This window comes from bacterium, from assembly GCA_019695335.1.
Classification (GTDB): domain Bacteria; phylum CLD3; class CLD3; order SB21; family SB21; genus JABWBZ01.
Window position 1 is genome coordinate 1 of record JAIBAF010000028.1, and the last position, 20633, is coordinate 20633.

Sequence of the window (20633 nt, forward strand, 5' to 3'; positions counted from 1 at the left end):
CGATCCTTTGGCGGAGTGACAAAATTGTTTGTTGCGATGCGTGATAGCGTCGAAAATAGGTTTGGATAGATCAACTTCTTGAGTGCCGCAAACGATCAGGCACGGTTGCGTTATCTGTGAAGCCCAGCGTTGAACAATTGTTGTGTCATTTGGTTCGTACTCACCCGGTGAAAAAGCAATCACTCCTTGAATGGCAGGGAATTTCAACGCCATTTCAAATTCGTGCATCGCCGTGATGGAAGAACCCCAAATCCATATTTTATTGTCAGGATACTTCGAGCGTACCCATTGAATGGGCGCTTCAATATCTTTTCGGGATTCCGTTATTGTATAGTCAATCGTTTCACGTTTTTGGGTTTTCTGGAATTCTTCGATGACTTTATCCGTACCGTAGCGCAATGCCGTGTGATTCATCACCGACGTAGTTCGGTCTTTTAAGCCCCAGCGCAGATCGACGGCGAGACAACTAAAACCAAGTTTCACTAATTCCGTCGCAATTGATCGGTATTCTCCCCGGCTGGAGGCCGAGCGATGAAGCAATAAAAATACCGGGCCTCCGCTTTTTTTATTGTCGTACCAGTCCGCCGTGACAGTTACTGTGTCGGTACTTTTGAATGTGATCGTAACGTATGCCGAGTCGGCAGCATTTAGATTCAATGCAGACCACAAAATGATTATCAAAAATTTCATGTCAACTCCTTTGATTAAAATGGATTATCAGGAAATCGGATGGCCGGCGATCGTCCGGTCATAGCGGCATCGAGATGCAAAAGCATCAGGCCGTAACCTGCCGCGCCATAAAAATAACCGGTGGGAAATTTGGGTGTATCGGATTTTGACAAAAACGGGAATGCAGGCATGATCCATCTTCGGCCGTTATCGTCGATGACGGAACGCGAAAGCAGCGTGTCGGCAATTTGTTTTGCAAAATGAATGTCGGCAGAATCGCGTGAAACCGAAAATTTGAACGAGAAGAAATCGGTGACGCTCGCGAGGCCAAAACGCATGTCGTCGGTCGTTGTTGAGAAACCAGCCGCTGGTGCGCCCGGAATTCCTGACGCCCGAATTCCATCGCCGCAAGCCTTCACGCGCTCCATCCAGGTTTTATCGCCGGTCACGATGGATAGACGGTAAAACAAACGAGCAGTACCTGCTGCGCCGTGCGCCCATCCGGTTTCGTATAAATCTTTCCATGCAGGGTTAGGCCAGCCATACGGCACTAGAAAAATTCCGTCGTCTGTTTTCGCAATGGACTGCATATAGGCCGTGCCTTCCAAAGCCGTTTTCAAATAACGTTCGTCTTTGGTGAGACTATAAAGAGAAAGGAAAAAATAACTGATGCCGGCCGTGCCGTGAGAAAAATTAGGCAAAATAAACGGTGCGCCTTTCCGGAATTTCCAGTTAAGTCCTATCGGTTCATGTTGAGCGCTGTCGAGAAGATTCTTACTGATTTCTTTGGCTAATTCCAAAGATGGTTGATCGTTCATTTCTGAATAGGCGTACATCAGGAATAATCCTGTACCGGCGTCGCCAAACAACAGATCATTAAATGCTGACCACGATGCACGGCCGTTATGGCGCTTGGCGCTCTTGAGAATTAATTGAATACATTGCCGGGCGCCGTCGTCGTATTTTTTCTCACCGGTGATTTTAAACATTTCGTGGAGAATAAATCCGGCTCCACCAATACCATTATAGAATCCGCTTTGCGGAGGAAAAGAATCTTTCAAAACCGGCGGAATCTGCGAAAGAATATAATCGGCGCCTTTGCGCGCATCGCGTCGGTATGATTCATCGCCCGTGCGTAAATAAAGCTCCGCGAAAAAAACCGTCTTTCCGGCTATGCCGCTGCCGATATCGTAACTTGCAACGCTGTCGCCTTCGGCGTCAGGCCAGATGCCGTTACGTTCAGTGGAACGAATCCACTGAGCAGCTTCTTTCGCTGCAGTCAGATAGGGAGTAGATGCTTCAGGTTTGCATGCGAACCAGACAACACTAATTGAAAAAAGTACAGTTTTTAAAAATTTCATGTCATCCTCAATTAGGTTTAATGTTTTCCGCAGGAATAGCTGTTCCTTGTCCTTTAAGAATCTGCCAACGCCCGTTTCTTTTAACCAAGACGTGGATATACAGGGATTGAGAAATTACTTTGCCATTTTTATCTCGCGCCGTTAGCCTTCCTGAAAGGGTTGCTGCTTCGCTGCAGATGACCGTAGCTGTATGGCGGTCATTGGTGAAGACGACATCAGGATTATCCCTTCTGAAAAGATTCATCAAATCTTTTTTGGTCACCACAAAACCAATAGCTGTGACACCGGTAAAATCGTCGGCATACATTTGGTCAAGCGTCACGGAATCATGCGCTGCAATGACTTTACTTCGACGAAGTTCCATCTCTATCAATTCGTCAGCGATTTTGTTTTGTGAATACAATGGCAAGGCCATGAATAAGAAAAATGTAAGTAACGCTTTCATAAACCTCTTTGTTAAGCAAATTTAATTAAAAGTTATTATTCGGATTTTATGATTATGATCAGGCTCGTCAATTTTTTGATGCTTTTGCTTGACTAAAGCATCAAAAAAATAAAGAGTTAATTTTAATACGTCGATATATCCGTTGATCGCATCGTCACCTTTGCGGGACCAGGGTTGTACGGATTCCAGACCGGCTATTGCCGGCAAATACCCTTCAAGAAAATTGAAATTTCCGTGGGATAACGAATCATAAAACACAAAAAAATTTTGCGCCGGAAGAGAATCCATGAGCGCCGGTATCTTTTGAATACTTCCATTAGTTTTAATACGTTCACTCATTAAAACGTAGGGTACATTCAGACGATCTATTTTCCTGTTTCCTCGGGTTGTGGGTCCGAAATAAATGCCGTCGTCAAGAGTGTTGGAGCTGAGGCTGATTACAGCATTGACGTTCGGATCGGTTGTTTGTATCCATTCCGAAGATTCGCCAGCATAACTCCACGCCAGAACTCCTATTCGTGACGAATCGACATAAGGTAAGGCTTTAGCTTTTTGTAATTCCCTGAACCAGCTATGCATTAATTTTTGGAGCGATTGTACCCGCTCGTCTTTCGGAATTTTCCAGGGCCATGGAAAGCTGACGGTTGGAAAAATGACGACGTAACCATGTGATGCCAGGAATTCACAGAGCAACGGCTGATAAAGATAAACATCGTGACGCGCTCCCCATACGATCAACGGTTGTTTTGTGTTTACGGGTTGCGATGTGCGAGCGGCCATCATAGGTAAGGCCAGTATCCGCGAAGCGGTGAGGCTATCCAGATCATCTTTACCGGTCATCAAAACCGATAACCACGGTCGCATTTCGGACAATTCTGTCCGTGGAATCAAACGAAAATAATCTCCGAGAGTTATTTTTTCCGATGAACGGTTGGTTGCGGAAGGAAACCATATGATCATTGAATCAGTCATTGTAAGACCCAGTGAGTAAGGGCCGAACGGTAGTTCATTGATTTTTCGGTGAAGAACTTGGAAATCAACGGAGCTATCCGACATTTGAGGAAATGCCGAAGAAGCCAATAAGATAAGCAAGATGGCGAATTTCATAAAAAAGCTCCTTGTTTTTTTGCGTATCAACATACGCGCAAAAAAAAGACAAGGAGCAATTTTTTCGATAAGCGGCTATTAGAATCGGTGAGCGGTACACGCTTTAGCTGAGATATATATTTACGGATTAAACGATAGACCGATTCCCCATTGAAAATAATGACCGTCATTTCCGGGATTGAACAAATATCCGACTTCCGGGCGAATAGCCCATTTATCAATATCGGTACTAACGCCAAAACCAAGATTTAAAGCAACAAGATTATCCGAATCGGAGTCGAAGAAAATCATATAACGTGACGACACAGATGCATCGAAATTTTTATTAAACGGATAAGTGGCGATAAAGCCGGGGCTGAAGTGAAAACTTTCATCTTCATTCACATGTTGTCCTACGTACATTCCCAATGGCGCTATTAAAGAAAACCGATCTTTGACGAGCATGAATTTAGGTTCGATCGCAATCATTCCATAATCCTTAGAATCATTGTCGATATCGATGTAGGCGTAACGGAGCCCGATATCGCTTTTTTCGCTCAAACCCGTTCGTAGTTGCGCTTCAATCGTACCATTGATTAGATGACTTCCACCGCTGTTTGAAAAAGAATTAGACGAATAGCTGGCTGTACCTTGCCACTTACCTTTTTCGACGGTTTTCGCAGTTTGAAAAGACGAGTAAGCATAGCATCCGCTTAGCATTAATGAGCCGATAAATAAGAATATTGATTTCATAGAACTCCTCAGGTTTTATTGGAACTTTATTTTAATGGTTTCTCCAAGATAAAGAATAACGAAAATTCATAATTGTTGGCTTTAATCGAACACATCCTCACGATCCGAAACCCTGTAAAATTTGGGATCAATTTCTTTATAGTGCTGAAAGTAAATTCAGGAACCAGGATTGAAAGATAGTTTGGATGACTACAAAAGATATTTTTAGATGAAGTGTCAGGGTTTTTTCTGTAAATACTCCGATCGCAACAGACTAAATTGCACCGTATCATCCAACTTTTCACCGATTCTGTAATTTTGGCGGATGATTCCGTCTTGTTTGAATCCCAGTTTTTTGGGAATAGCTTGGCTGCGATAATTATTGATGCCGCAATTGATGACGATTTTGTTCATTCCCATATCTTCGAAAAGATAAGCGATCAGTTTTTTTGTAAGACCGGTGATGATGCCTCTGCCTTGATAACGTTGATCGATGAAATAGCCGATTTCAGCGGAATAGATATTTTCCTGAATGTCTTTCACCAGAATTACTCCGATGAGTTGCTTTCCGTCCCAGATACCGTTAAACCAGCCGAGATTTTTCGCATAGAAATCGACATATTTCTGGATCAGTTCACCGGCTTCGGCGACGGAATACATGGTGTGAGGAAAAGCCAGAAATTCCCCGAAGTAATCGCGGTTTTTTTCAAGTAATTCATAAAACGCCGGCGCATGGCGTTTCTCAAGCATGGTCAGTTTCAATCCATTTTCAATCGGCATTGCAAGCATAGGATTTCCTTAAGATATTCGATAGTGTTATCGAAATGTCGATGAATTTTTGGCTTATTTCAACGGGAAAAACGGGGATTTTTTTCTTGCAAACGGCTTTGGTTCTCGCTAACTTTAGTCCGCTTTTCAGACCTATACTCAATATTCAACATGTCTCATTCCGTACTGCTCATCGAAGATGATGCGATGACGAATCGCATTGCCAAAGAAATCATCAACGCGCTGGATTTTGCCGACAGCATCCGTGTCTGCACTAACGGCAAAGATGCGATTGATTTTTTCGAGACCGCGCTGAAAGATAATCCGTCCATCCTGCCGGATATTATTTTTCTCGATATCAATATGCCCGTCATGGATGGCTGGCAATTTCTGGAGGCCTATAAAAAAATCGTTCCTCAACTCAATAAAAAAATCCTGATCTTCATGCAATCGTCATCAGCGTATGAAATCGATATGCAGCGCGCCAAATCGTACAATGAAGTGACGGATTATATCCTCAAACCCCTCGACTTCGTGACTCTCGAACGTATCCGCAATAAATACCTCAAAGCCAATTAACAATGATTGATGAACAAATGAGGCATGAATAATAAGTTCAATGGCATTTTACGATTATTATTCATTAATTCATCACACATTAGTCATTAAATAAAAATGGTTTTCGATTACGACTACATTATTATCGGCAGCGGTTTCGGCGGCTCAGTTTCTGCTCTACGGTTATCCGAAAAAGGGTATAAAGTTCTGGTCCTTGAAAAAGGTAAACGATTAACCGCGACGGATTTTCCACGATCGAACTGGAACTTGAAAAAATGGTTGTGGTTGCCGAGGTTGCGGTTTTTCGGATTCTTCAAATTGACTTTTTTCCGGCATATTACCATTTTATCGGGGACAGGCGTCGGCGGCGGCTCACTCGTTTATGCGAATACGTTACCCGTACCAAAACGAAAATTTTTTGAAGCCGAAACCTGGGCGCATTTAGCAGATTGGGAAAACGAACTCAAACCGTTTTATGAAACGGCGTTGAAGATGCTGGGCGCAACACGCAATCCCCGTCTGGAAAGCGGCGACCGTGTTTTGCAAAACATTGCTCAAACTCTCGGAAAAGAAGAACATTTTGAAGCGACCCATGTAGCCGTTTATTTTGGTGAACCAGGGGTTACCAAACCCGATCCCTATTTTGAAGGGCGTGGCCCGGAACGCACCGGATGCTGTTTTTGCGGCGGCTGTATGGTCGGATGCCGTCATAATTCAAAAAATACTCTCGACAAAAATTATCTCTATCTTGCCGAACAGCGCGGTGCAAAAATTCAACCGGAATCGGAAGTGTACGACGTACGGCCGATCGGCAAAAACGACGGCAGCGAAGGGTACACCGTTTACTGGAAAACGTCGACGAAACTATTTGGCGGCAAAGGACAGTGGTCAACAAAAGGAATTGTTTTTGCAGGCGGAGTATTGGGTACGGTGAAATTATTGCTGAAATTAAAGAAACAATCGTTGTCCCGTTTGTCAGATAAAGTCGGTTCGCACATTCGCACTAATTCGGAAAGTTTGCTTGGTGTAACAACTTTTGACAAAAACACCGTGTTTTCTGACGGCATTGCGATCGGATCGATTTTGCACACGGATGAACACAGCCATCTCGAACCTGTGCGCTATCCGGCGGGATCGGGTTTCTGGCGCATTCTGATGTCACCGGTTGCGCATGGTTCGAATGCACTGGTGCGCGTGGCCAAAGCGTTCGTTGATATTGTATTGCATCCAGTAAAAAATAGCCGGGCATATTTTGTTTCGGATTGGGCGAAAAAAACCCAGATTTTGTTGTTCATGCAGACGATCAATTCGACGCTGCGTTTTTCGAAAGGATTATTTGGCATGAAGTCGTCGCTCGAAAAAGGCAAAAGCCCGACGGCATTTATTCCTGAAGCGAAGCAATTGGCCGATCAGTTTGCTTTTCAGGCCAACGGTAAATCGACGGCGTTATTGACGGAAACGGTTTTGGGGATTCCGACAACGGCGCACATTCTAGGCGGATGCGTTATGGGAAAAGATACATCCGAAGGTGTGATTGACAACAATAATCGTGTATTCGGATATGAAAACATGCTCATTTGTGATGGCTCGATGATCTCGGCTAATCCGGGAGTAAATCCCTCGCTTACCATCACGGCTTTGAGCGAACGAGCGATGAGCAAAATTCCAGATTTTCAATCGTTAATTGCCAATTAAAAATCTGTTAAGATTGGTGATATAATTCTAAAATATTTGTTCAAAAAGTTATGAATGAATCAATCGCTTTTGCCCTGCTGTGTTTCACGTCATTTTTCAGCGTAATGAATCCTCTTGGCGTGATGCCGGTTTTTATGACCATGACGTCGGAACTTGATGAACGGCATCGCCGCAAAACGGCAGAGCGTGCTGTATTGGTAGCGTTCGTTACGCTCATGATTTTTGCGCTTTCCGGGCAACTGCTATTCAAATTTTTTGGTATTTCCGTCGATAGTTTTCGTATCGTTGGCGGCATCATTTTTTTTATGATGGGCTATGAAATGCTTCAGGCACGACTGAGCCGGGTCGAGATCGATGAAGAATCCGTTCGTACCTACGTCAAAGATATTTCGATTACGCCGCTCGCCATTCCTATGATCTGCGGTCCCGGGGCGATTACCAACGCAATTGTTCTCATGCAGGACGCGCATTCAATCCAGCTTAAAATCGTTTTGATTACCATGATTTTATTAGTCATGCTGATTACGCTTATTGGTCTGATCTGGGCTGGAAAATTTATCAAAATGCTCGGGGATACCGGCAATAAAATCATGATGCGTCTGATGGGATTGATTATTATGGTGATCGCTGTTGAATTTTTCTTTGCCGGGCTACGACCGATTGTGAGAGGTATATTGGAAAAATAATTCGAATTAAACAGTGATAAAGAAAAGCATGTATAATTCTTTCGTTCCTGTTAATTCACTTTGTGAAGTTGAAATTAGTGCCTAAAACTAAGCCTAACGAGTTGGCAGATTTCGAGCTTCCATCAAAGTAATCAGATTGTTTGATAATTGTATATCGTATATTTCCGAATATATTCCAGCGTTTTATTTGCGTCTGAGTGCCGATGAGCAGATTAAAACCGGTGTGAATTTTGGATTTGCGTACGAGCGATACTATGATGTCAGCGTCGTTAAATTGTGACGCCAAGCCGCATCCCGAGTAGAGTTGCATTTTAGGTGTTGAAAAGAATGAGTACAGTAGATCAAAATTCATTTTATGATTCCGAATGCTTTTTTCTGAAAAAGTTTCATAGGAAGGAGTCAAAATAATCGAATGAATTTTGACGTTTACCTGGCCTCCTATAAGAATAGCTTTTGGTTTTTGTTCCCAACCAATCCTTGGACCCAGACCAAAAGTAATTTGCGATTGAACTTGATTATCTAATAATAGAAAAAAAACTGCAGCTGCAAATAAACCTTTCATTTGGATACCTTTTTGGATAAGAATTTAAAATTGTGATATTTTCTAAACTACACGTGATATTTTCTACGCAGAAGTATTTCTCTAAGTAAAAGATAATACATGATTTCTCAAAACAGACTACCATAAAGGGTTGTTTATTCACAGTGTTTTATTAAAATAAAAACATAAACTACCATAAAGGGTGGCTTTTAGCCGATATGAAAAGTTTTCAACATGGAGGGTTTTATGTTCGGTAATTTCGTACGAGTCTTTTTAAAAATGAGTTGCGTGTTTATAATCCTTTCGTCACTGATATCTTCATCGTTTGCTCAAAAAAAAATTTCGGTTGCGCTTCTTGATTTGACTGTTTCCAGCGATTTACAACAAAGTATTTCCGGCGTTTTATCCAATATTGTTCGGCAAGAATTTTTGAAATCGGAATCGTACCAGATTCTTGATCGGAACAATATGGCGACCATTTTAAAAGAACAGGATTTTATTTTATCGGAAAATTGTTCCGGAAAAGAATGTGCCGTGGAAGTCGGTAAATTGCTCGGCGTACAAAAAATGATTTACGGCTCGATTGGAACACTAGGGAAAAAATATATTATCAATTTACAAATGGTTGATATTGAAACCGGCAAAATCGAGAAAATAGAAAATGAGAGCCACGTCGGCGCCATTGAAGACCTGGATGCCAGCATGATCAAAATTTCACGGCGCCTGATTGGCGGTGAACAGGTCATAGCTTCCGATCAGGAATATTCACTTTATGTGACTTCCGACCCAGCCGGGGCCAGCGTACTTCTTAATGACAAACCAAAAGGCAGCACGCCGCTGACATTAATTCTCGACAACGATCGTAAAGTTAAGATCACATTGCAGGCATCCGAGTACCAGGACTGGTTCCAGGAAGTGAAACCGAAAAAAGGCGAGCGTCTGATCGTCAACGCACAACTATTGAAAAGCAAGACGTCTTCTAATGATCTCACGCAACGTTACGAACTGTACGATTTCAAAAAGAAATCACCCGGTGCGGCGATGGTGTGGTCGTTGGTGTCGGGTCCTTATGGCGGCGGCCATTTTTATGCCGGCGCTCCCATACGCGGGGGTTTGATATTGGGAACAACCTTAGTTACCGTATTTACTTCAGGCCAACGTACGGATAAAGAGAACGCTGCGATCATACCTTTAGTTATAATTGCCGGATGGATTTACGATTACATTGACTCGCAACGGATTGTAAAAGCCTATAATCAGAAATTGAAAAAAGAACTGCAAATCGGTATTATCCCCGCCGATAAAAACCAGCCGGTACAATTAGCTGTCAGCTGGAAATTTTAGAGATTTAACTTTATAAGGCATTCGGTAGTCTAAGCATTGAACATCATTTAATTTTAAGGAGGGACGTTTATGAACGTTTTAAAAAGCATGTTGGTCATAATTTTGACTATGCCGGTTTTTGCTCAATCTGAAAACGGCGTATCGGACGAGATGCTCCGCGAAACCATTCAGAATAAGATCAATCTTTGCTTGTTTTACGGTGTCCGCGATTATGTCAAAGCCGACGTCAAAGATGGGCAAGTAGCTTTGTCGGGATGGACGACGACGCTGTGGGCGGCTAATAAAATTGCAAAAATTGTAAAATCAGTAGAGGGTGTTAAAAACGTTCAGAATGATATCGCCCTGGCTTACGGATCGGATCGTATAGCCAATGGAGCTATAGCGGCTATTTATAAAGATCCAATGTTTAAATATCGTTTGTACGACGCCGAAAGGCCCGTTCATGTAATCATTCAAAATAATAAGTTGATTCTTGCGGGAACAGTGACGACAGAAATCGAAAAGGAACGTGCTGAATTTTTGGCATTTTGGAATACTAACACTGTCTCCGTGGAGAATGCATTAACTGTAAAAGAATAAAATTTTTTCATTCTCAGGATAAAAAAAGGGCTGTCGATGATGACAGCCCTTTTGCTTTTTACTGGAGCGTCATGCGTAAGTTAAAATAAATATTTCGTCCGGGATTATTGAAGCCCACTGCAGGATCGTTGAACGAACCCGGTTTAATTCGTGAAAGATGATCGTAATAGTTCTCACTCAGCAGGTTGTTGCATCCCAGAGTGACTTCAGTGTCATGGCCAATGAAGCGCACTTTTCCGCCAACAGACAGATTGACTAAATGGTATCCCGGCGTTTCATTTTCAGAATCGGCTTCACGGGATTGTCTGAATGCTTTGACTAATTCCACTTTGCCGAAGCTTTCTTTCAGGAAACTCCATTTGGAAAAACGAATAAGAGCCGATGATGTCCATTTGTCGGCAGGCATTAAAGGAATATAATCGCCGCTCCGTTTGGCAATGACCACGGCATAAGCACTGTGTAGTGTCAGGCGGCGCAATGAAACCGGCGACCATTCGACGACCGCTTCACCGCCTTTAAGCGTCGCGTCGGATTGAAGGAAATAATATTTCCGGTAACCTTGAGCGGTCGTGTCATTGCTCGGTGAAAGATAGATAAAATCTTTTACGCGGTTATAAAATCCCGATACGTCAAAAGACCATGATTCGGAACGGTAAATCAATCCGAGATCACCTTCAAAATTTTGCTCACTCTTCAATTTTGAATCGCCGACTTCGTAGTGAAGTGTACCTTCATGAAGTCCGTTGGACATCAGTTCGGCCAGATTTGGTGCCCGGTAGCCGCTACTGAAGTTGGTTTTGATAGTGAATGATTCTGCAGGCTGGTAGGCCAATCCGAGAGCGCCGTTGATCGTCGAATAATTTTTCGATGTTTTGGAAAAATATCCCATCGAGTCGATTTCACCGCGTTGATCGGTACTCAAATGATAGGCATTGGCGCGGACACCTTCTTCAATAAGAAAATGATCCCATTGATGTTTTAAATAGGCAAATCCGGAAAACTCTTGCGTTGACGCATCGGGAATGATCACGCGTTTTCCATTATTGCTGTTAGATGATAAAGTTCCAGCAGCGCCCAGCGTCATTATACTGTTCGATGACCATGGCCGTTCGTATTTGACGGTAAGAGCATACGTGAGCAATTGCATATCCAGGTCGCCGATATCTTTTTCTTCTTCGCCTTCGATTTCTTTACGGTTATTCAAATGAATGCCGGCGTCAATCATCCATTTGGATGATCCTTTGAAAAAAGTATTTTGCAAAGTCAGTAAATGATAATTGACGCCATGGTGCGCTTCTTCCGCGCCCCGGGCAAAAGGGCGTTCTTCCTCTTCTTTTTTGCCTTCTTCATTTTCGACGATACCGAATGCATAATATGAAAAATCATACCGTAAGTTACCGATAAGATTCGGCCGGTTCCAGCCGTATTCGGTTTTCAAATCGCCGCCGAGTAACCGGGAATTGGGAACACGTTTTGAATGGCCGTCAATGTAATCGGCATGGGACTGAAACCCCGCGCGCAATTTCCAATAATGGTCGTCCATGGATTGTTTGATACCGTAGTCGGTGACGATACCGTAAGTATTTCCCAAGAATTTAAACCCCATATCACTTTCGCGTTGGCCAATCAATGCCGGTTTTTCATCGATGACGTGAATCACACCGCCCATCGCATCCGATCCGTATAAAAGGGAAGCGGGCCCTTTGATAATCTCGAGCTTGTCGATACCGACGTCGGATAATCCAAGCCCGTGCTCGTCTTGCCATTGCTGATTATCAAAACGAAAACCGTTGATCATGGTCAGCACACGGTTGCCATGTAATCCACGAATGACCGGTTGAGCGATACCGGAACCGGTAGATAATTGATCGATGCCGGGAATCTGCTTCATCGATTCTGTCAATGTCAGTGCGCCACCACGATCGATTGATTCTTTATTGAGGCTGGCAACCGGGTACGTGGTTTTTTCGGAGACCGCAGTGTAGGGCGCTGTGATAATAATATCATCGGCTTTGATCGGCGAGGGCATTAATTCGATAGCTAATTCTGTTTCACTGTCCGTTGAAATACTGATCGTTGCCGTGCGATAACCAAGCCGGGAACATTGCATTTGAAAGCGGCCGGCCGGTAATTTTTCAATCGTAAAGCTTCCGTCATCGGCCGTCATGGTACCTTTTTGTAAATCGGGTATATAAACAATAACCCTGTCGAGCGGATCGCGCGTACTTTGATCGGTAATTTTTCCCCGTACACTATGCTGAGAAAAAACCGACGGTACAAACACAACCAGCAGCAGTAATATAAATCGGTTCATACCAATAATACTCCTGTAGTATCGTTTAAAATAATGTGCAGGTATGCTCAGAGAACCTGAAATGGATAATATTCAAGATTCATGAGAGCACAGTTTTTTGTAGAAAAATGTCAGGAAGGAATATTTGGGGGATGAAAGATATGAAACGTAAAGGGTTCGCTTTCAATAGGATTACGCGGAGGAATAAGTTCAATAACTATCGGTCGTTCGGATAATTTGAAGGATGGGATATAAAAAAAACTGATCTTTCGTTTCATCGATTTAGCTTTTTGACCCGATTCTTTTTTGCTCTCTTCCTGATGAATCGGAAAAGAGTCGGCATTCTGTCTATCCTGATAAATAAATAAATCTTCATCATGATCGACAGTGTCAAGATACAGCGTTACACGAAAGGACGATGAAAACAACATGTAAAAAGCGTACGGGTGGCTGCTAAAAAAAAGTATAGAAACGGTTAAAAATAGGATGTAGTAACGAATTTTCATAGGTCTGAAGTGTCAGGAACAATACAATAAAAAAACGTCTTCTGCAATTAATTTCGACTGTAGAAATTCTTGACTTATGCCGGTTTTCTTTTATCTTCATGAAATAATATTCTTTTATATATAGAAGCCGGAAAATGAAAATGCAGTATTTTTTAAGATTCATTTTGTTAGTCGTTGTATTAAACGTGATTCGATATGTTGTCGGAATGCCGTTGGAAATGTTATTTGTTTTTGATGGTTTGATGGGTACGATGGCGGGCAATCCGTCTTATTTTAATACTAATTTTACTACGTCCGATTGGATTACATCCTATTTTTATAATTTTATGATGTGGCTGAGTTGTGTTTTGATTTTTGACAGGATGCATCCGGTTATTAGCGGTAGTTGGATGACAAAAAGCCTGAAAATATTTTCAATGACATGGCTTTTTTTCGCAAGCGTGAGTGCTATTTACATGAATCATTACAGCCATACGAAAATGTTTTATTTCTACAATATTATCGATAGCATAATTGTTTTTGCCTTGGTAGCGATAGCCAACAGCCTTTTATATCCCAGATTACTACGTAATAAAAAGTAGATAAATCCAGCTATTTTACGGTTTATCAGTTGAGCCTACATTTTGGCGGTTTGATAAACTTTTTGTTGTCTCCGTATTGATTTTACCATATATTCCAGACAACCATACCTTTTTTTGCCTCGTCTAAGTAGAATTGCATAAGGGTTTTGCATGAGCGGCGATCTGATCAAGCGGCAAAAAGAAGCTTTGCTTAAGAAAATTGCCGAACATAAAACGCTTTCTAAACCGGTACTCGATAAAGTGCGGCAAGGCGTTCCGCTCGAAATCGTATTTATGTTTGATACGACCGGAAGCATGGACACTTATTTGTCGGAAGTGCAGATGCATATTCAGCTCATTGTACGGGAAATTCGCAAACGTGTTCCGGACGCGCGCATTTCGGTTATTGCCTATAAAGATCATGAACAAGGTCCGTATGTGACGAAAACCTTGCCTTTTACGGACAAAGAAGAAATGATCATTTCGTTTTTGAGATCGGCAGAGATAGCTCCCGGAGCGGGCGGCGGCGGCGCGGAAGCCGTAGAATGTGCATTGCATGACGCCAATCAACTTGATTGGACTCAGGGCACAAAGGGCAAGGCGATCATTCTGATCGGCGATAAACCTCCTCACGGCGTCATGGACAGCTTCGACGAATGTACCAGCGGTCGCGATTACCGCGAAGAAACCAATAAGCTGATCGCTAAAAGCGTGAAAATGTATACAGTTTTGTGCAATAATGTCGCCGAAACGATTGATAACTTCCAATGGTTTGCCGAAAAAACCGGCGGAAAATTCGTCCGGCTTGAAGCCATACACGATTTAGTGGAATTACTTGTAGCGGTCAGCATCAAGGAGTCCAATCCTTTATTGTTGCAAGCGTATACGGATGAACTCAAACAAAAAGGCGTTTTGACCGAATCCAAACGAAAACTTTTGCAAAATTTATCCTGATGTCACACAAACACAAAAAAACACAGACCAAACAAGAGCCCAATTCGGAAAGCGATTACCGCCCGCGCATCCTCGTAGTTGAAGACGATCCGTCTGTGCGTAACATGATCATTGATTTTTTGGGGAAACGTAATTTCGAAATTTACGAGGGCAAAACCGGTGAACAGGGATTGGAGCTTGCAACGACTGAGAAGCCGGATGTGATTTTGACCGACCTGATCATGCCGGGGTTGGACGGTTTGGAGATGATTCGCCAACTTCGCCAGCAACCCGGTACAATGTTGATTCCGATTATTGTCTTAACGGCTATCAATAGCTTGGATACTAAAATCAATGTTTTTCGGGCCGGAGGCGACGGGCTTTTGATCAAGCCTTTCGATTTACAGGAAATGCAAGTACGGATTGAACGCGCTATTCAGATTTCACGCAACTTTATGAAGTTGACCTACATCGATGCGCTTACTGCCGTATACAACCGCCGCCTTTTTGATGAACGTTTGCCGATCGAAATCAATCGCACCAAACGCTACACACAGCCATTGTCACTTGTGATGATCGACATCGATTTTTTCAAATCGTTTAACGATACGTATGGCCATCGTGCCGGTGATTTTGTTTTGAGTGCGATCGGTCAACACCTGAGAAAATCGTTGCGAACCCAGGATTTTGTTTGCCGCTATGGGGGTGAAGAATTTGCGATCATCATGCCGATGACCAAAGGCAGCGATGCCGCGATGGTCATGAGCCGGATCCGCGCCGACCTGCAAGAACGGTACTTCTATTCGCCTTACGACGATATGGATTTTAATGTTCATATCAGCGTTGGTGTCGCCCAGTATCCGGACGATGCAGCGGATTACGATTCACTCGTTCGTGCCGCGGATGATGCGTTATATGAGGCCAAAAACACCGGCCGAAATAAAGTGGTAATCTACTCGCATGAATTACATTCGATGAAAAATAAGTTGGACACTAGCCACTTATAGATCGAGTAAGAAATTAAAAATTTAATTTCGTAGTAATTAGCCTTCCTTTTCAATTCTTCAATCTACTCATGCAATACATTGACCTACTTCATGAAAATCTGGAAATCTTCGTTCAGGTATTCAAAACGAATCCTGATGCGTCGTTGATTGAAGAACGTACGGAATTAAATCATCGTTTGGCCGTTTATGAATTAAATGATGAAGTTTTTGTGTTTCATTTTTCCGATACGGCGCTTTCTCAATTAATAGTTTTTGAGAATGTACCGGCGGCTTTACAATTTTTGAGAACGTTTTCACCGGAATAAAAATTTATGTATCAACTTGAGATTGTTGAAAAATTTTCAGCGGCACATGCACTGCGGGATTATCCGGGTGTCTGCGCGAGAATTCACGGAAATAACTGGACTTTAAAAATCGGGCTGACAGCCCAAACTACCGATGAACGAGGGATGACGATAGATTACGCCGATCTCAAGAAGATTGTTGGAAAATTGATCGAAGAATTCGATCACAATTTTTTTAACGATCACCCGTATTTTAAAACCGTCAATCCGACGTCTGAAAAAATTGCCGAATACTTGTACGGGCGATTGGAAACGCAATTACTCGACCGCATTCAGTTGGAATACGTTCAGATCGCCGAGACGGAAAATTTCTTGGTAACGTACCGAAAGTAAAACGACTATATGCCCGGCTTGCCGAAAGGTGTTCTATAATTTTCTCATCGCAAATGTTCCCGCTCCCATAATACCGGCATCATTCCCTAATTTAGCCCGAACAATTTTTAAGTGAGGTTTTACCGGTTTCATGACACGGGAGAGCGTTTCATCCCGCACTTTGTTGATAAATTCATCACCCGCATCCGATACACCGCCCCCGATGACAACTATTTCCGGACTTAGCACATTGACCATCGTTGAAATTCCTGCTCCAAGATATTTAATCATCTGCTCAACGATTTGATTGCACAATTCGTCTCCGAGTTCAGCCGCTTTGAATATCCATGCCGGATTGATGTCGCTTTTGGATTGAACCAGTTCCATAATGCGCGATGAATTTCCGCGATCAATGGCATCGATCACGTCGCGGACAATGGCGTGTGCCCCGACGTATTTTTCGAGACAACCATGATTACCGCATGCACACGCACGCCCATCGGTTTCAACCACTACGTGTCCGAGTTCTGCTGCGTTGAATCGATGTCCGTGATAGATGGATCCGTCTATTATAATTCCGCCTCCGACGCCCGTTCCTAAAGTCAATCCCACAACGTGTCGATATCCGCGCGCTGCGCCCCAGGTTGTTTCTCCATAAGCCATAAAATTGGCGTCATTGTCGGCAAATGCAGGCACACCGGCCATGTCCGACAAAGGTTTTGTTATTTCCACTCCTTCCCATTCCACAATGTGCGGTGCAGGACCGAGAGAACGGCCATTAACCGAATCGATGGTTCCCGGACAACCGGCGCCGATGGCTTTAATTGAAAAGCTTTCTTTTTTTGAAAACATCAAACATTCGTCGACAGCATCTTTCATCACTTCGATGACTTTGAGACCGCCTTTCGACGTTTGAGCTGGAGTCAGATTTTTGTAAACGATTTCACCAAGGTTGGAAATAATACCATACTTCAAATTCGTTCCACCCAGATCAAGGCCGATCGTATATTCGCGTACGGCCGGTTGTTCGGTTAAGGTAGTTTTGATTGGAATAGTTGCCATGAGCCTGCGTTTTGTTAAAATGATGACGAACAAATTTAGACACGAATGGCGCAGGAAGCAAGTTTCAATTGTTTCTGTTTTGCTTTTTTAAAAAAATGTCTTACTTTCACCACGACCCAAAAGGGACATTTCAGTTTTCTATGAAGTACAAAATTGCTACCGCTTCGAAAGAATACGATATCGAGATCATCGAATCAGACCACGGATTATCGGTTCGCATAGGTAAGGAACCGAATGCCGAAACTTTTAATGTTGATTTCAGGACTGTTGGTAAAGGCGCGTTGTATTCATTGCTGGTCAATCGCGATTCATACCGGGCAATTGTCAGCAAAAATAAAAATCAGCACGCGGTTTATATACGCGGCCATCGGTTCGAATTCACTGTCGAGGATGAACGCACGCATCTGATGCGGTCGTTGATTGGCAATTCAAAAACCAAATCAGACGGCGAAATCAAAGCGCCAATTCCGGGATTGGTTACCAAAATTATGGTCAAAGAAGGTGATCGCATTACCGCCGGGCAAGGTATTCTGATTCTGGAAGCGATGAAAATGGAAAACGAAATCAAAGCGCCGCATGAAGGAATACTCAAGAAACTAATCGTCTCTGCGGGAAAAAATGTCGAAAAAGGTCAGCCGCTGTTTGCCATCGGAGATTGACCCGTTTCGGCAAAAAAACATTGACTTCCAAAACATGAAAAGTTAGATTACAAGCCGAAAGATCGGATCAATGAATAAAAAATTCGAAATACCGCTCTGCGATAACTGCCAATCCCGCGTCCATTCCATTTTTAACGACCTCAAAGAATCAGAACTTTCGTCTTTGTCGGCCAATAAATGCGGCAATTTATACAAAAAAAATCAGGTTATTTTCTACGAAGGTAATAAACCAACCGGTTTGTATTGTCTGAATAAAGGCAAGGTCAAAGTTTATAAAATCAACGAGGATGGTAAAGAGCAGATTATACGTCTTGCCAAAGACGGTGATGTGCTTGGGTACTCGTCCCTGATCAGCGGCGAGTCGTTCTCTTCGTCCGCAGCCGTTCTTGAAGATGCGATGATCTGTTTTATTCCCAAAAGCGCTTTCATTGGGCTCATTCAAAACAATTCGGAATTATCCATGCGGATGATCCAATTGCTCTCGCACGACCTGAAAACCGCTGAGAACCGCATTGCCAATCTCGCACAAAATACCGTACGTGAACGTCTCGCTGAAACCTTGCTGATGTTGCGTGAATTTTGCGGTTTCGAGGACGACCATGTTACACTGAATATTACCTTATCACGTGAAGATATCGCGAATATTGTTGGTACCGCTACGGAAACCACCATCCGTCTACTTTCCGATTTCAAACACGAAAAACTTATCGATCTCGAAGGCCGCAAAATTAAAATCCTCGATCATCAGGGACTCATTCAAGCCGCCAACATCTACGATTGACCGATACCGTCTCCGCTTTTCCCCATCCTTTTTAAATCATTCATAACTATGATATTTATCATTGGTCACTTGTGATACTGTACGTATTTTGTACAGTATCATGCTGAGGGGATGATATTTTTTTTGATAATTTTATTCGAGTTTTAGCAACAACGGTTTCAGCCATGGGTGATCGAGACGCTCACATTTCCTTATCCGGTTTTCCGATTTTCAAAAATATTCCAGCCGACGAATTAAAAAATGTACTATCCGAGCAAGGGATCGTACACTATAAAAAAAATCAACAACTCTTCCGCGAGAGCGAATTGTCAGACGGCATCTTTTGTTTGTTGAATGGCAAAGTCAAAATCACCAAAAAAGATGCGGCGCATCGCGATACTCTGATCCGGTTCGCCTGCACCGGTGACGTGCTCGGTCTTCATTCAATTTTTGCCGATGGCTTACACCACACATCAGCGACTGCGATGGAAGACGCCCGAACGTTGATGATTACTAAAAATGCTTTGATCCAGTTTGGCGGGAGCCATCGTATATTTTTTGAAAACATTCTGGATCAATTGTCGCATGAAATGCGCGAAAAAGAATGTCGCATCACGCGTATCCGGCTTCGCAGCGCCAAGGGCAGACTTTTGGAGACGCTGGATATGATGAAAAATACTTACGGCACCAATGACCGGCAGGTTATTAATTATAATTTTGATAAAGAAGAACTGGCCGGCCTGATTCACGTCAAAACGTCTTCGCTCAACCGCATTCTCAACGACCTCCAGTCCCGGCAACTCATCCGCTGTTCCGGCGCCGAAATTCAAATCCTGAACTCCGACCCAAGTTGATCTTTCCGGCGCGAAGCCGTACGGCCTTATAGAAAGGACGAAACCATGAAGATCGACATGCTTCTTTATCCGACCGATTTTTCGTCGAGCGCGGAAATGGCTTTGGATTATGCAATATTTCTCGCCAAACGCTACCGTGCAGTCGTCGCCTTGCTCCACGTCAATGAATTTGCATCGCTGATCGATCCCAATAACGCCTACGGTTACCGCGGTTCCTATCAACTCAAAGACGAAGTCGAAAAAGTTGCCAAAGAAAAATTGCGAAAGTTAGCAGGGAAAATCGAAAAAAAGGTTAAAGTTAAAACATACTATTCCGAGGGTGCCGCTTATGATCAGATCGTTCGCCTTTCAGAAAAAGAAAAGATCGGAATGATCGTCATGGGTACGCGCGGGCGAAGCTTTTTATCGGATTATTATATGGGCAGTACGGCGGAACGCGTGATGGCGTTGACGAAATGTCCGGTGCTGACGGTGCATGGCAAGTACAAAGAACCGCCGTTCAAAAAAATACTTTTGTTTTATGATTTCTCCGAGGTCAGCGAACTGACGCTTTCAAAAGTAATGGCAATGGTCAGAGATTTTGAATCAGAAATTATTCTTTGCCATCCTGATGAAATGGCAACTGAAGAAAGAGTGGTCGCGCTGAGTAAATTTCTCGAGGGATTCGATCTGCGGGGAATCGTTGTCAGTAAGCGTTCATACGCCGAATCCGACGGATACGGAGGAATTGTGAAGTGCGCCGGAATCGAAAATGCCGATCTGATCGTTTTTGGCAAAGACAGCCGCGTCGGCCGCCGTCATGTTTTTCTTGAGGGCATTTCCGAGGAAATCATCCGTTATGCCCATCAGCCTGTGTGGATCCTGCCGACACAACAATAA

At 43.2% G+C, this 20633-nt stretch carries 24 protein-coding genes; 14 read left to right on the top strand and 10 right to left on the bottom strand.

Going from position 1 to position 20633, the window contains the following annotated elements; genetic code table 11:
• The 6 genes from K1X84_08805 to K1X84_08830 form a co-directional block, all read right to left on the bottom strand.
• On the bottom strand, positions 1–690 hold a 690-nt coding region (locus K1X84_08805), incomplete at its 3' end, for a hypothetical protein (protein MBX7151727.1).
• A gap of 14 nt (positions 691–704) precedes the next feature.
• The gene (locus tag K1X84_08810; GenBank protein MBX7151728.1) at positions 705–2030 is read right to left on the bottom strand and encodes a hypothetical protein; all 1326 of its coding nucleotides are present in this window, start codon (positions 2028–2030) and stop codon (positions 705–707) included.
• A gap of 7 nt (positions 2031–2037) precedes the next feature.
• Positions 2038–2475, bottom strand: a complete 438-nt coding sequence (locus tag K1X84_08815; protein ID MBX7151729.1) for a nuclear transport factor 2 family protein — start codon at positions 2473–2475, stop codon at positions 2038–2040.
• Positions 2476–2496: 21 nt separating this feature from the next.
• The gene (locus K1X84_08820; GenBank protein MBX7151730.1) at positions 2497–3582 is read right to left on the bottom strand and encodes a hypothetical protein; all 1086 of its coding nucleotides are present in this window, start codon (positions 3580–3582) and stop codon (positions 2497–2499) included.
• A gap of 120 nt (positions 3583–3702) precedes the next feature.
• Positions 3703–4314 (bottom strand): transporter, encoded by a 612-nt coding sequence (locus K1X84_08825; GenBank protein ID MBX7151731.1) that lies wholly within the window; start codon positions 4312–4314, stop codon positions 3703–3705.
• Between the two features lie 216 nt (positions 4315–4530).
• Entirely contained in the window at positions 4531–5082 is a 552-nt protein-coding gene (locus tag K1X84_08830) for a GNAT family N-acetyltransferase (GenBank protein MBX7151732.1), read from the bottom strand.
• 150 nt (positions 5083–5232) lie between these two features.
• Between K1X84_08830 and K1X84_08835 the strand changes: the two genes are divergently transcribed.
• The 3 genes from K1X84_08835 (at position 5233) to K1X84_08845 (ending at position 8000) form a co-directional block, all read left to right on the top strand.
• Positions 5233–5640 carry a response regulator gene (locus tag K1X84_08835; GenBank protein ID MBX7151733.1) on the top strand — a complete coding sequence of 136 codons (408 nt, stop codon included), beginning with the start codon at positions 5233–5235 and terminating at the stop codon, positions 5638–5640.
• Between the two features lie 96 nt (positions 5641–5736).
• Entirely contained in the window at positions 5737–7314 is a 1578-nt protein-coding gene (locus K1X84_08840) for a GMC family oxidoreductase (GenBank protein ID MBX7151734.1), read from the top strand.
• Between the two features lie 50 nt (positions 7315–7364).
• On the top strand, positions 7365–8000 hold the full coding sequence (locus K1X84_08845) for a MarC family protein (GenBank protein MBX7151735.1): 636 nt from the start codon (positions 7365–7367) through the stop codon (positions 7998–8000).
• A 55-nt stretch (positions 8001–8055) separates the two neighbouring features.
• Here the strand turns inward: K1X84_08845 and K1X84_08850 are convergent, their stop codons facing one another.
• On the bottom strand, positions 8056–8562 hold the full coding sequence (locus K1X84_08850; protein MBX7151736.1) for a hypothetical protein: 507 nt from the start codon (positions 8560–8562) through the stop codon (positions 8056–8058).
• Between the two features lie 225 nt (positions 8563–8787).
• Here K1X84_08850 and K1X84_08855 point away from each other — a divergent pair, with 225 nt between their 5' ends.
• Together K1X84_08855 and K1X84_08860 are read left to right on the top strand one after the other, a co-directional pair.
• Complete coding sequence (locus K1X84_08855) at positions 8788–9885, top strand: PEGA domain-containing protein (GenBank protein MBX7151737.1); 1098 nt, start codon at positions 8788–8790, stop codon at positions 9883–9885.
• 69 nt (positions 9886–9954) lie between these two features.
• Complete coding sequence (locus K1X84_08860; GenBank protein MBX7151738.1) at positions 9955–10464, top strand: BON domain-containing protein; 510 nt, start codon at positions 9955–9957, stop codon at positions 10462–10464.
• A gap of 58 nt (positions 10465–10522) precedes the next feature.
• Here the strand turns inward: K1X84_08860 and K1X84_08865 are convergent, their stop codons facing one another.
• Positions 10523–12778, bottom strand: a complete 2256-nt coding sequence (locus K1X84_08865; protein ID MBX7151739.1) for a TonB-dependent receptor — start codon at positions 12776–12778, stop codon at positions 10523–10525.
• Positions 12779–12888: 110 nt separating this feature from the next.
• Complete coding sequence (locus tag K1X84_08870; protein MBX7151740.1) at positions 12889–13263, bottom strand: hypothetical protein; 375 nt, start codon at positions 13261–13263, stop codon at positions 12889–12891.
• Between the two features lie 140 nt (positions 13264–13403).
• Between K1X84_08870 and K1X84_08875 the strand changes: the two genes are divergently transcribed.
• The 5 genes from K1X84_08875 (at position 13404) to K1X84_08895 (ending at position 16440) form a co-directional block, all read left to right on the top strand.
• Positions 13404–13844: a hypothetical protein gene (locus K1X84_08875; GenBank protein ID MBX7151741.1), complete on the top strand. Its 441-nt coding sequence runs from the start codon at positions 13404–13406 to the stop codon at positions 13842–13844.
• 150 nt (positions 13845–13994) lie between these two features.
• Positions 13995–14777 carry a VWA domain-containing protein gene (locus K1X84_08880; GenBank protein ID MBX7151742.1) on the top strand — a complete coding sequence of 261 codons (783 nt, stop codon included), beginning with the start codon at positions 13995–13997 and terminating at the stop codon, positions 14775–14777.
• Positions 14777–15763: a diguanylate cyclase gene (locus tag K1X84_08885; protein MBX7151743.1), complete on the top strand. Its 987-nt coding sequence runs from the start codon at positions 14777–14779 to the stop codon at positions 15761–15763. Before K1X84_08880 ends, K1X84_08885 begins: the two co-directional genes overlap by 1 nt.
• A gap of 68 nt (positions 15764–15831) precedes the next feature.
• A complete protein-coding gene (locus K1X84_08890; GenBank protein MBX7151744.1) occupies positions 15832–16068 on the top strand; it encodes a hypothetical protein in 237 nt (78 codons plus the stop codon).
• 6 nt (positions 16069–16074) lie between these two features.
• Positions 16075–16440 (top strand): 6-carboxytetrahydropterin synthase, encoded by a 366-nt coding sequence (locus tag K1X84_08895; protein ID MBX7151745.1) that lies wholly within the window; start codon positions 16075–16077, stop codon positions 16438–16440.
• 33 nt (positions 16441–16473) lie between these two features.
• On the opposite strand, the gene K1X84_08900 is transcribed toward K1X84_08895, so the two are convergent.
• Positions 16474–17481, bottom strand: coding sequence for an ROK family protein (locus K1X84_08900; GenBank protein MBX7151746.1), 1008 nt, complete (start codon positions 17479–17481; stop codon positions 16474–16476).
• Between the two features lie 140 nt (positions 17482–17621).
• Here K1X84_08900 and K1X84_08905 point away from each other — a divergent pair, with 140 nt between their 5' ends.
• The 4 genes from K1X84_08905 (at position 17622) to K1X84_08920 (ending at position 20633) form a co-directional block, all read left to right on the top strand.
• The gene (locus K1X84_08905) at positions 17622–18140 is read left to right on the top strand and encodes a biotin/lipoyl-binding protein (protein MBX7151747.1); all 519 of its coding nucleotides are present in this window, start codon (positions 17622–17624) and stop codon (positions 18138–18140) included.
• A gap of 70 nt (positions 18141–18210) precedes the next feature.
• Positions 18211–18921, top strand: coding sequence for a Crp/Fnr family transcriptional regulator (locus tag K1X84_08910; protein MBX7151748.1), 711 nt, complete (start codon positions 18211–18213; stop codon positions 18919–18921).
• 164 nt (positions 18922–19085) lie between these two features.
• Positions 19086–19754 carry a Crp/Fnr family transcriptional regulator gene (locus K1X84_08915; protein MBX7151749.1) on the top strand — a complete coding sequence of 223 codons (669 nt, stop codon included), beginning with the start codon at positions 19086–19088 and terminating at the stop codon, positions 19752–19754.
• A 45-nt stretch (positions 19755–19799) separates the two neighbouring features.
• The gene (locus K1X84_08920) at positions 19800–20633 is read left to right on the top strand and encodes a universal stress protein (GenBank protein MBX7151750.1); all 834 of its coding nucleotides are present in this window, start codon (positions 19800–19802) and stop codon (positions 20631–20633) included.

Coding starts and splice junctions, on each gene's coding strand:
- K1X84_08885 (MBX7151743.1), top strand. CDS start 14,777: ATGTCACACAAACACAAAAAAACACAGACCAAACAAGAGCCCAATTCG.
- K1X84_08850 (MBX7151736.1), bottom strand. CDS start 8,562: ATGAAAGGTTTATTTGCAGCTGCAGTTTTTTTTCTATTATTAGATAAT.
- K1X84_08890 (MBX7151744.1), top strand. CDS start 15,832: ATGCAATACATTGACCTACTTCATGAAAATCTGGAAATCTTCGTTCAG.
- K1X84_08870 (MBX7151740.1), bottom strand. CDS start 13,263: ATGAAAATTCGTTACTACATCCTATTTTTAACCGTTTCTATACTTTTT.
- K1X84_08895 (MBX7151745.1), top strand. CDS start 16,075: ATGTATCAACTTGAGATTGTTGAAAAATTTTCAGCGGCACATGCACTG.
- K1X84_08855 (MBX7151737.1), top strand. CDS start 8,788: ATGTTCGGTAATTTCGTACGAGTCTTTTTAAAAATGAGTTGCGTGTTT.
- K1X84_08845 (MBX7151735.1), top strand. CDS start 7,365: ATGAATGAATCAATCGCTTTTGCCCTGCTGTGTTTCACGTCATTTTTC.
- K1X84_08910 (MBX7151748.1), top strand. CDS start 18,211: ATGAATAAAAAATTCGAAATACCGCTCTGCGATAACTGCCAATCCCGC.
- K1X84_08860 (MBX7151738.1), top strand. CDS start 9,955: ATGAACGTTTTAAAAAGCATGTTGGTCATAATTTTGACTATGCCGGTT.
- K1X84_08920 (MBX7151750.1), top strand. CDS start 19,800: ATGAAGATCGACATGCTTCTTTATCCGACCGATTTTTCGTCGAGCGCG.
- K1X84_08820 (MBX7151730.1), bottom strand. CDS start 3,582: ATGAAATTCGCCATCTTGCTTATCTTATTGGCTTCTTCGGCATTTCCT.
- K1X84_08815 (MBX7151729.1), bottom strand. CDS start 2,475: ATGAAAGCGTTACTTACATTTTTCTTATTCATGGCCTTGCCATTGTAT.
- K1X84_08835 (MBX7151733.1), top strand. CDS start 5,233: ATGTCTCATTCCGTACTGCTCATCGAAGATGATGCGATGACGAATCGC.
- K1X84_08900 (MBX7151746.1), bottom strand. CDS start 17,481: ATGGCAACTATTCCAATCAAAACTACCTTAACCGAACAACCGGCCGTA.
- K1X84_08825 (MBX7151731.1), bottom strand. CDS start 4,314: ATGAAATCAATATTCTTATTTATCGGCTCATTAATGCTAAGCGGATGC.
- K1X84_08880 (MBX7151742.1), top strand. CDS start 13,995: ATGAGCGGCGATCTGATCAAGCGGCAAAAAGAAGCTTTGCTTAAGAAA.
- K1X84_08830 (MBX7151732.1), bottom strand. CDS start 5,082: ATGCTTGCAATGCCGATTGAAAATGGATTGAAACTGACCATGCTTGAG.
- K1X84_08840 (MBX7151734.1), top strand. CDS start 5,737: ATGGTTTTCGATTACGACTACATTATTATCGGCAGCGGTTTCGGCGGC.
- K1X84_08875 (MBX7151741.1), top strand. CDS start 13,404: ATGCAGTATTTTTTAAGATTCATTTTGTTAGTCGTTGTATTAAACGTG.
- K1X84_08905 (MBX7151747.1), top strand. CDS start 17,622: ATGAAGTACAAAATTGCTACCGCTTCGAAAGAATACGATATCGAGATC.
- K1X84_08810 (MBX7151728.1), bottom strand. CDS start 2,030: ATGAAATTTTTAAAAACTGTACTTTTTTCAATTAGTGTTGTCTGGTTC.
- K1X84_08865 (MBX7151739.1), bottom strand. CDS start 12,778: ATGAACCGATTTATATTACTGCTGCTGGTTGTGTTTGTACCGTCGGTT.
- K1X84_08915 (MBX7151749.1), top strand. CDS start 19,086: ATGGGTGATCGAGACGCTCACATTTCCTTATCCGGTTTTCCGATTTTC.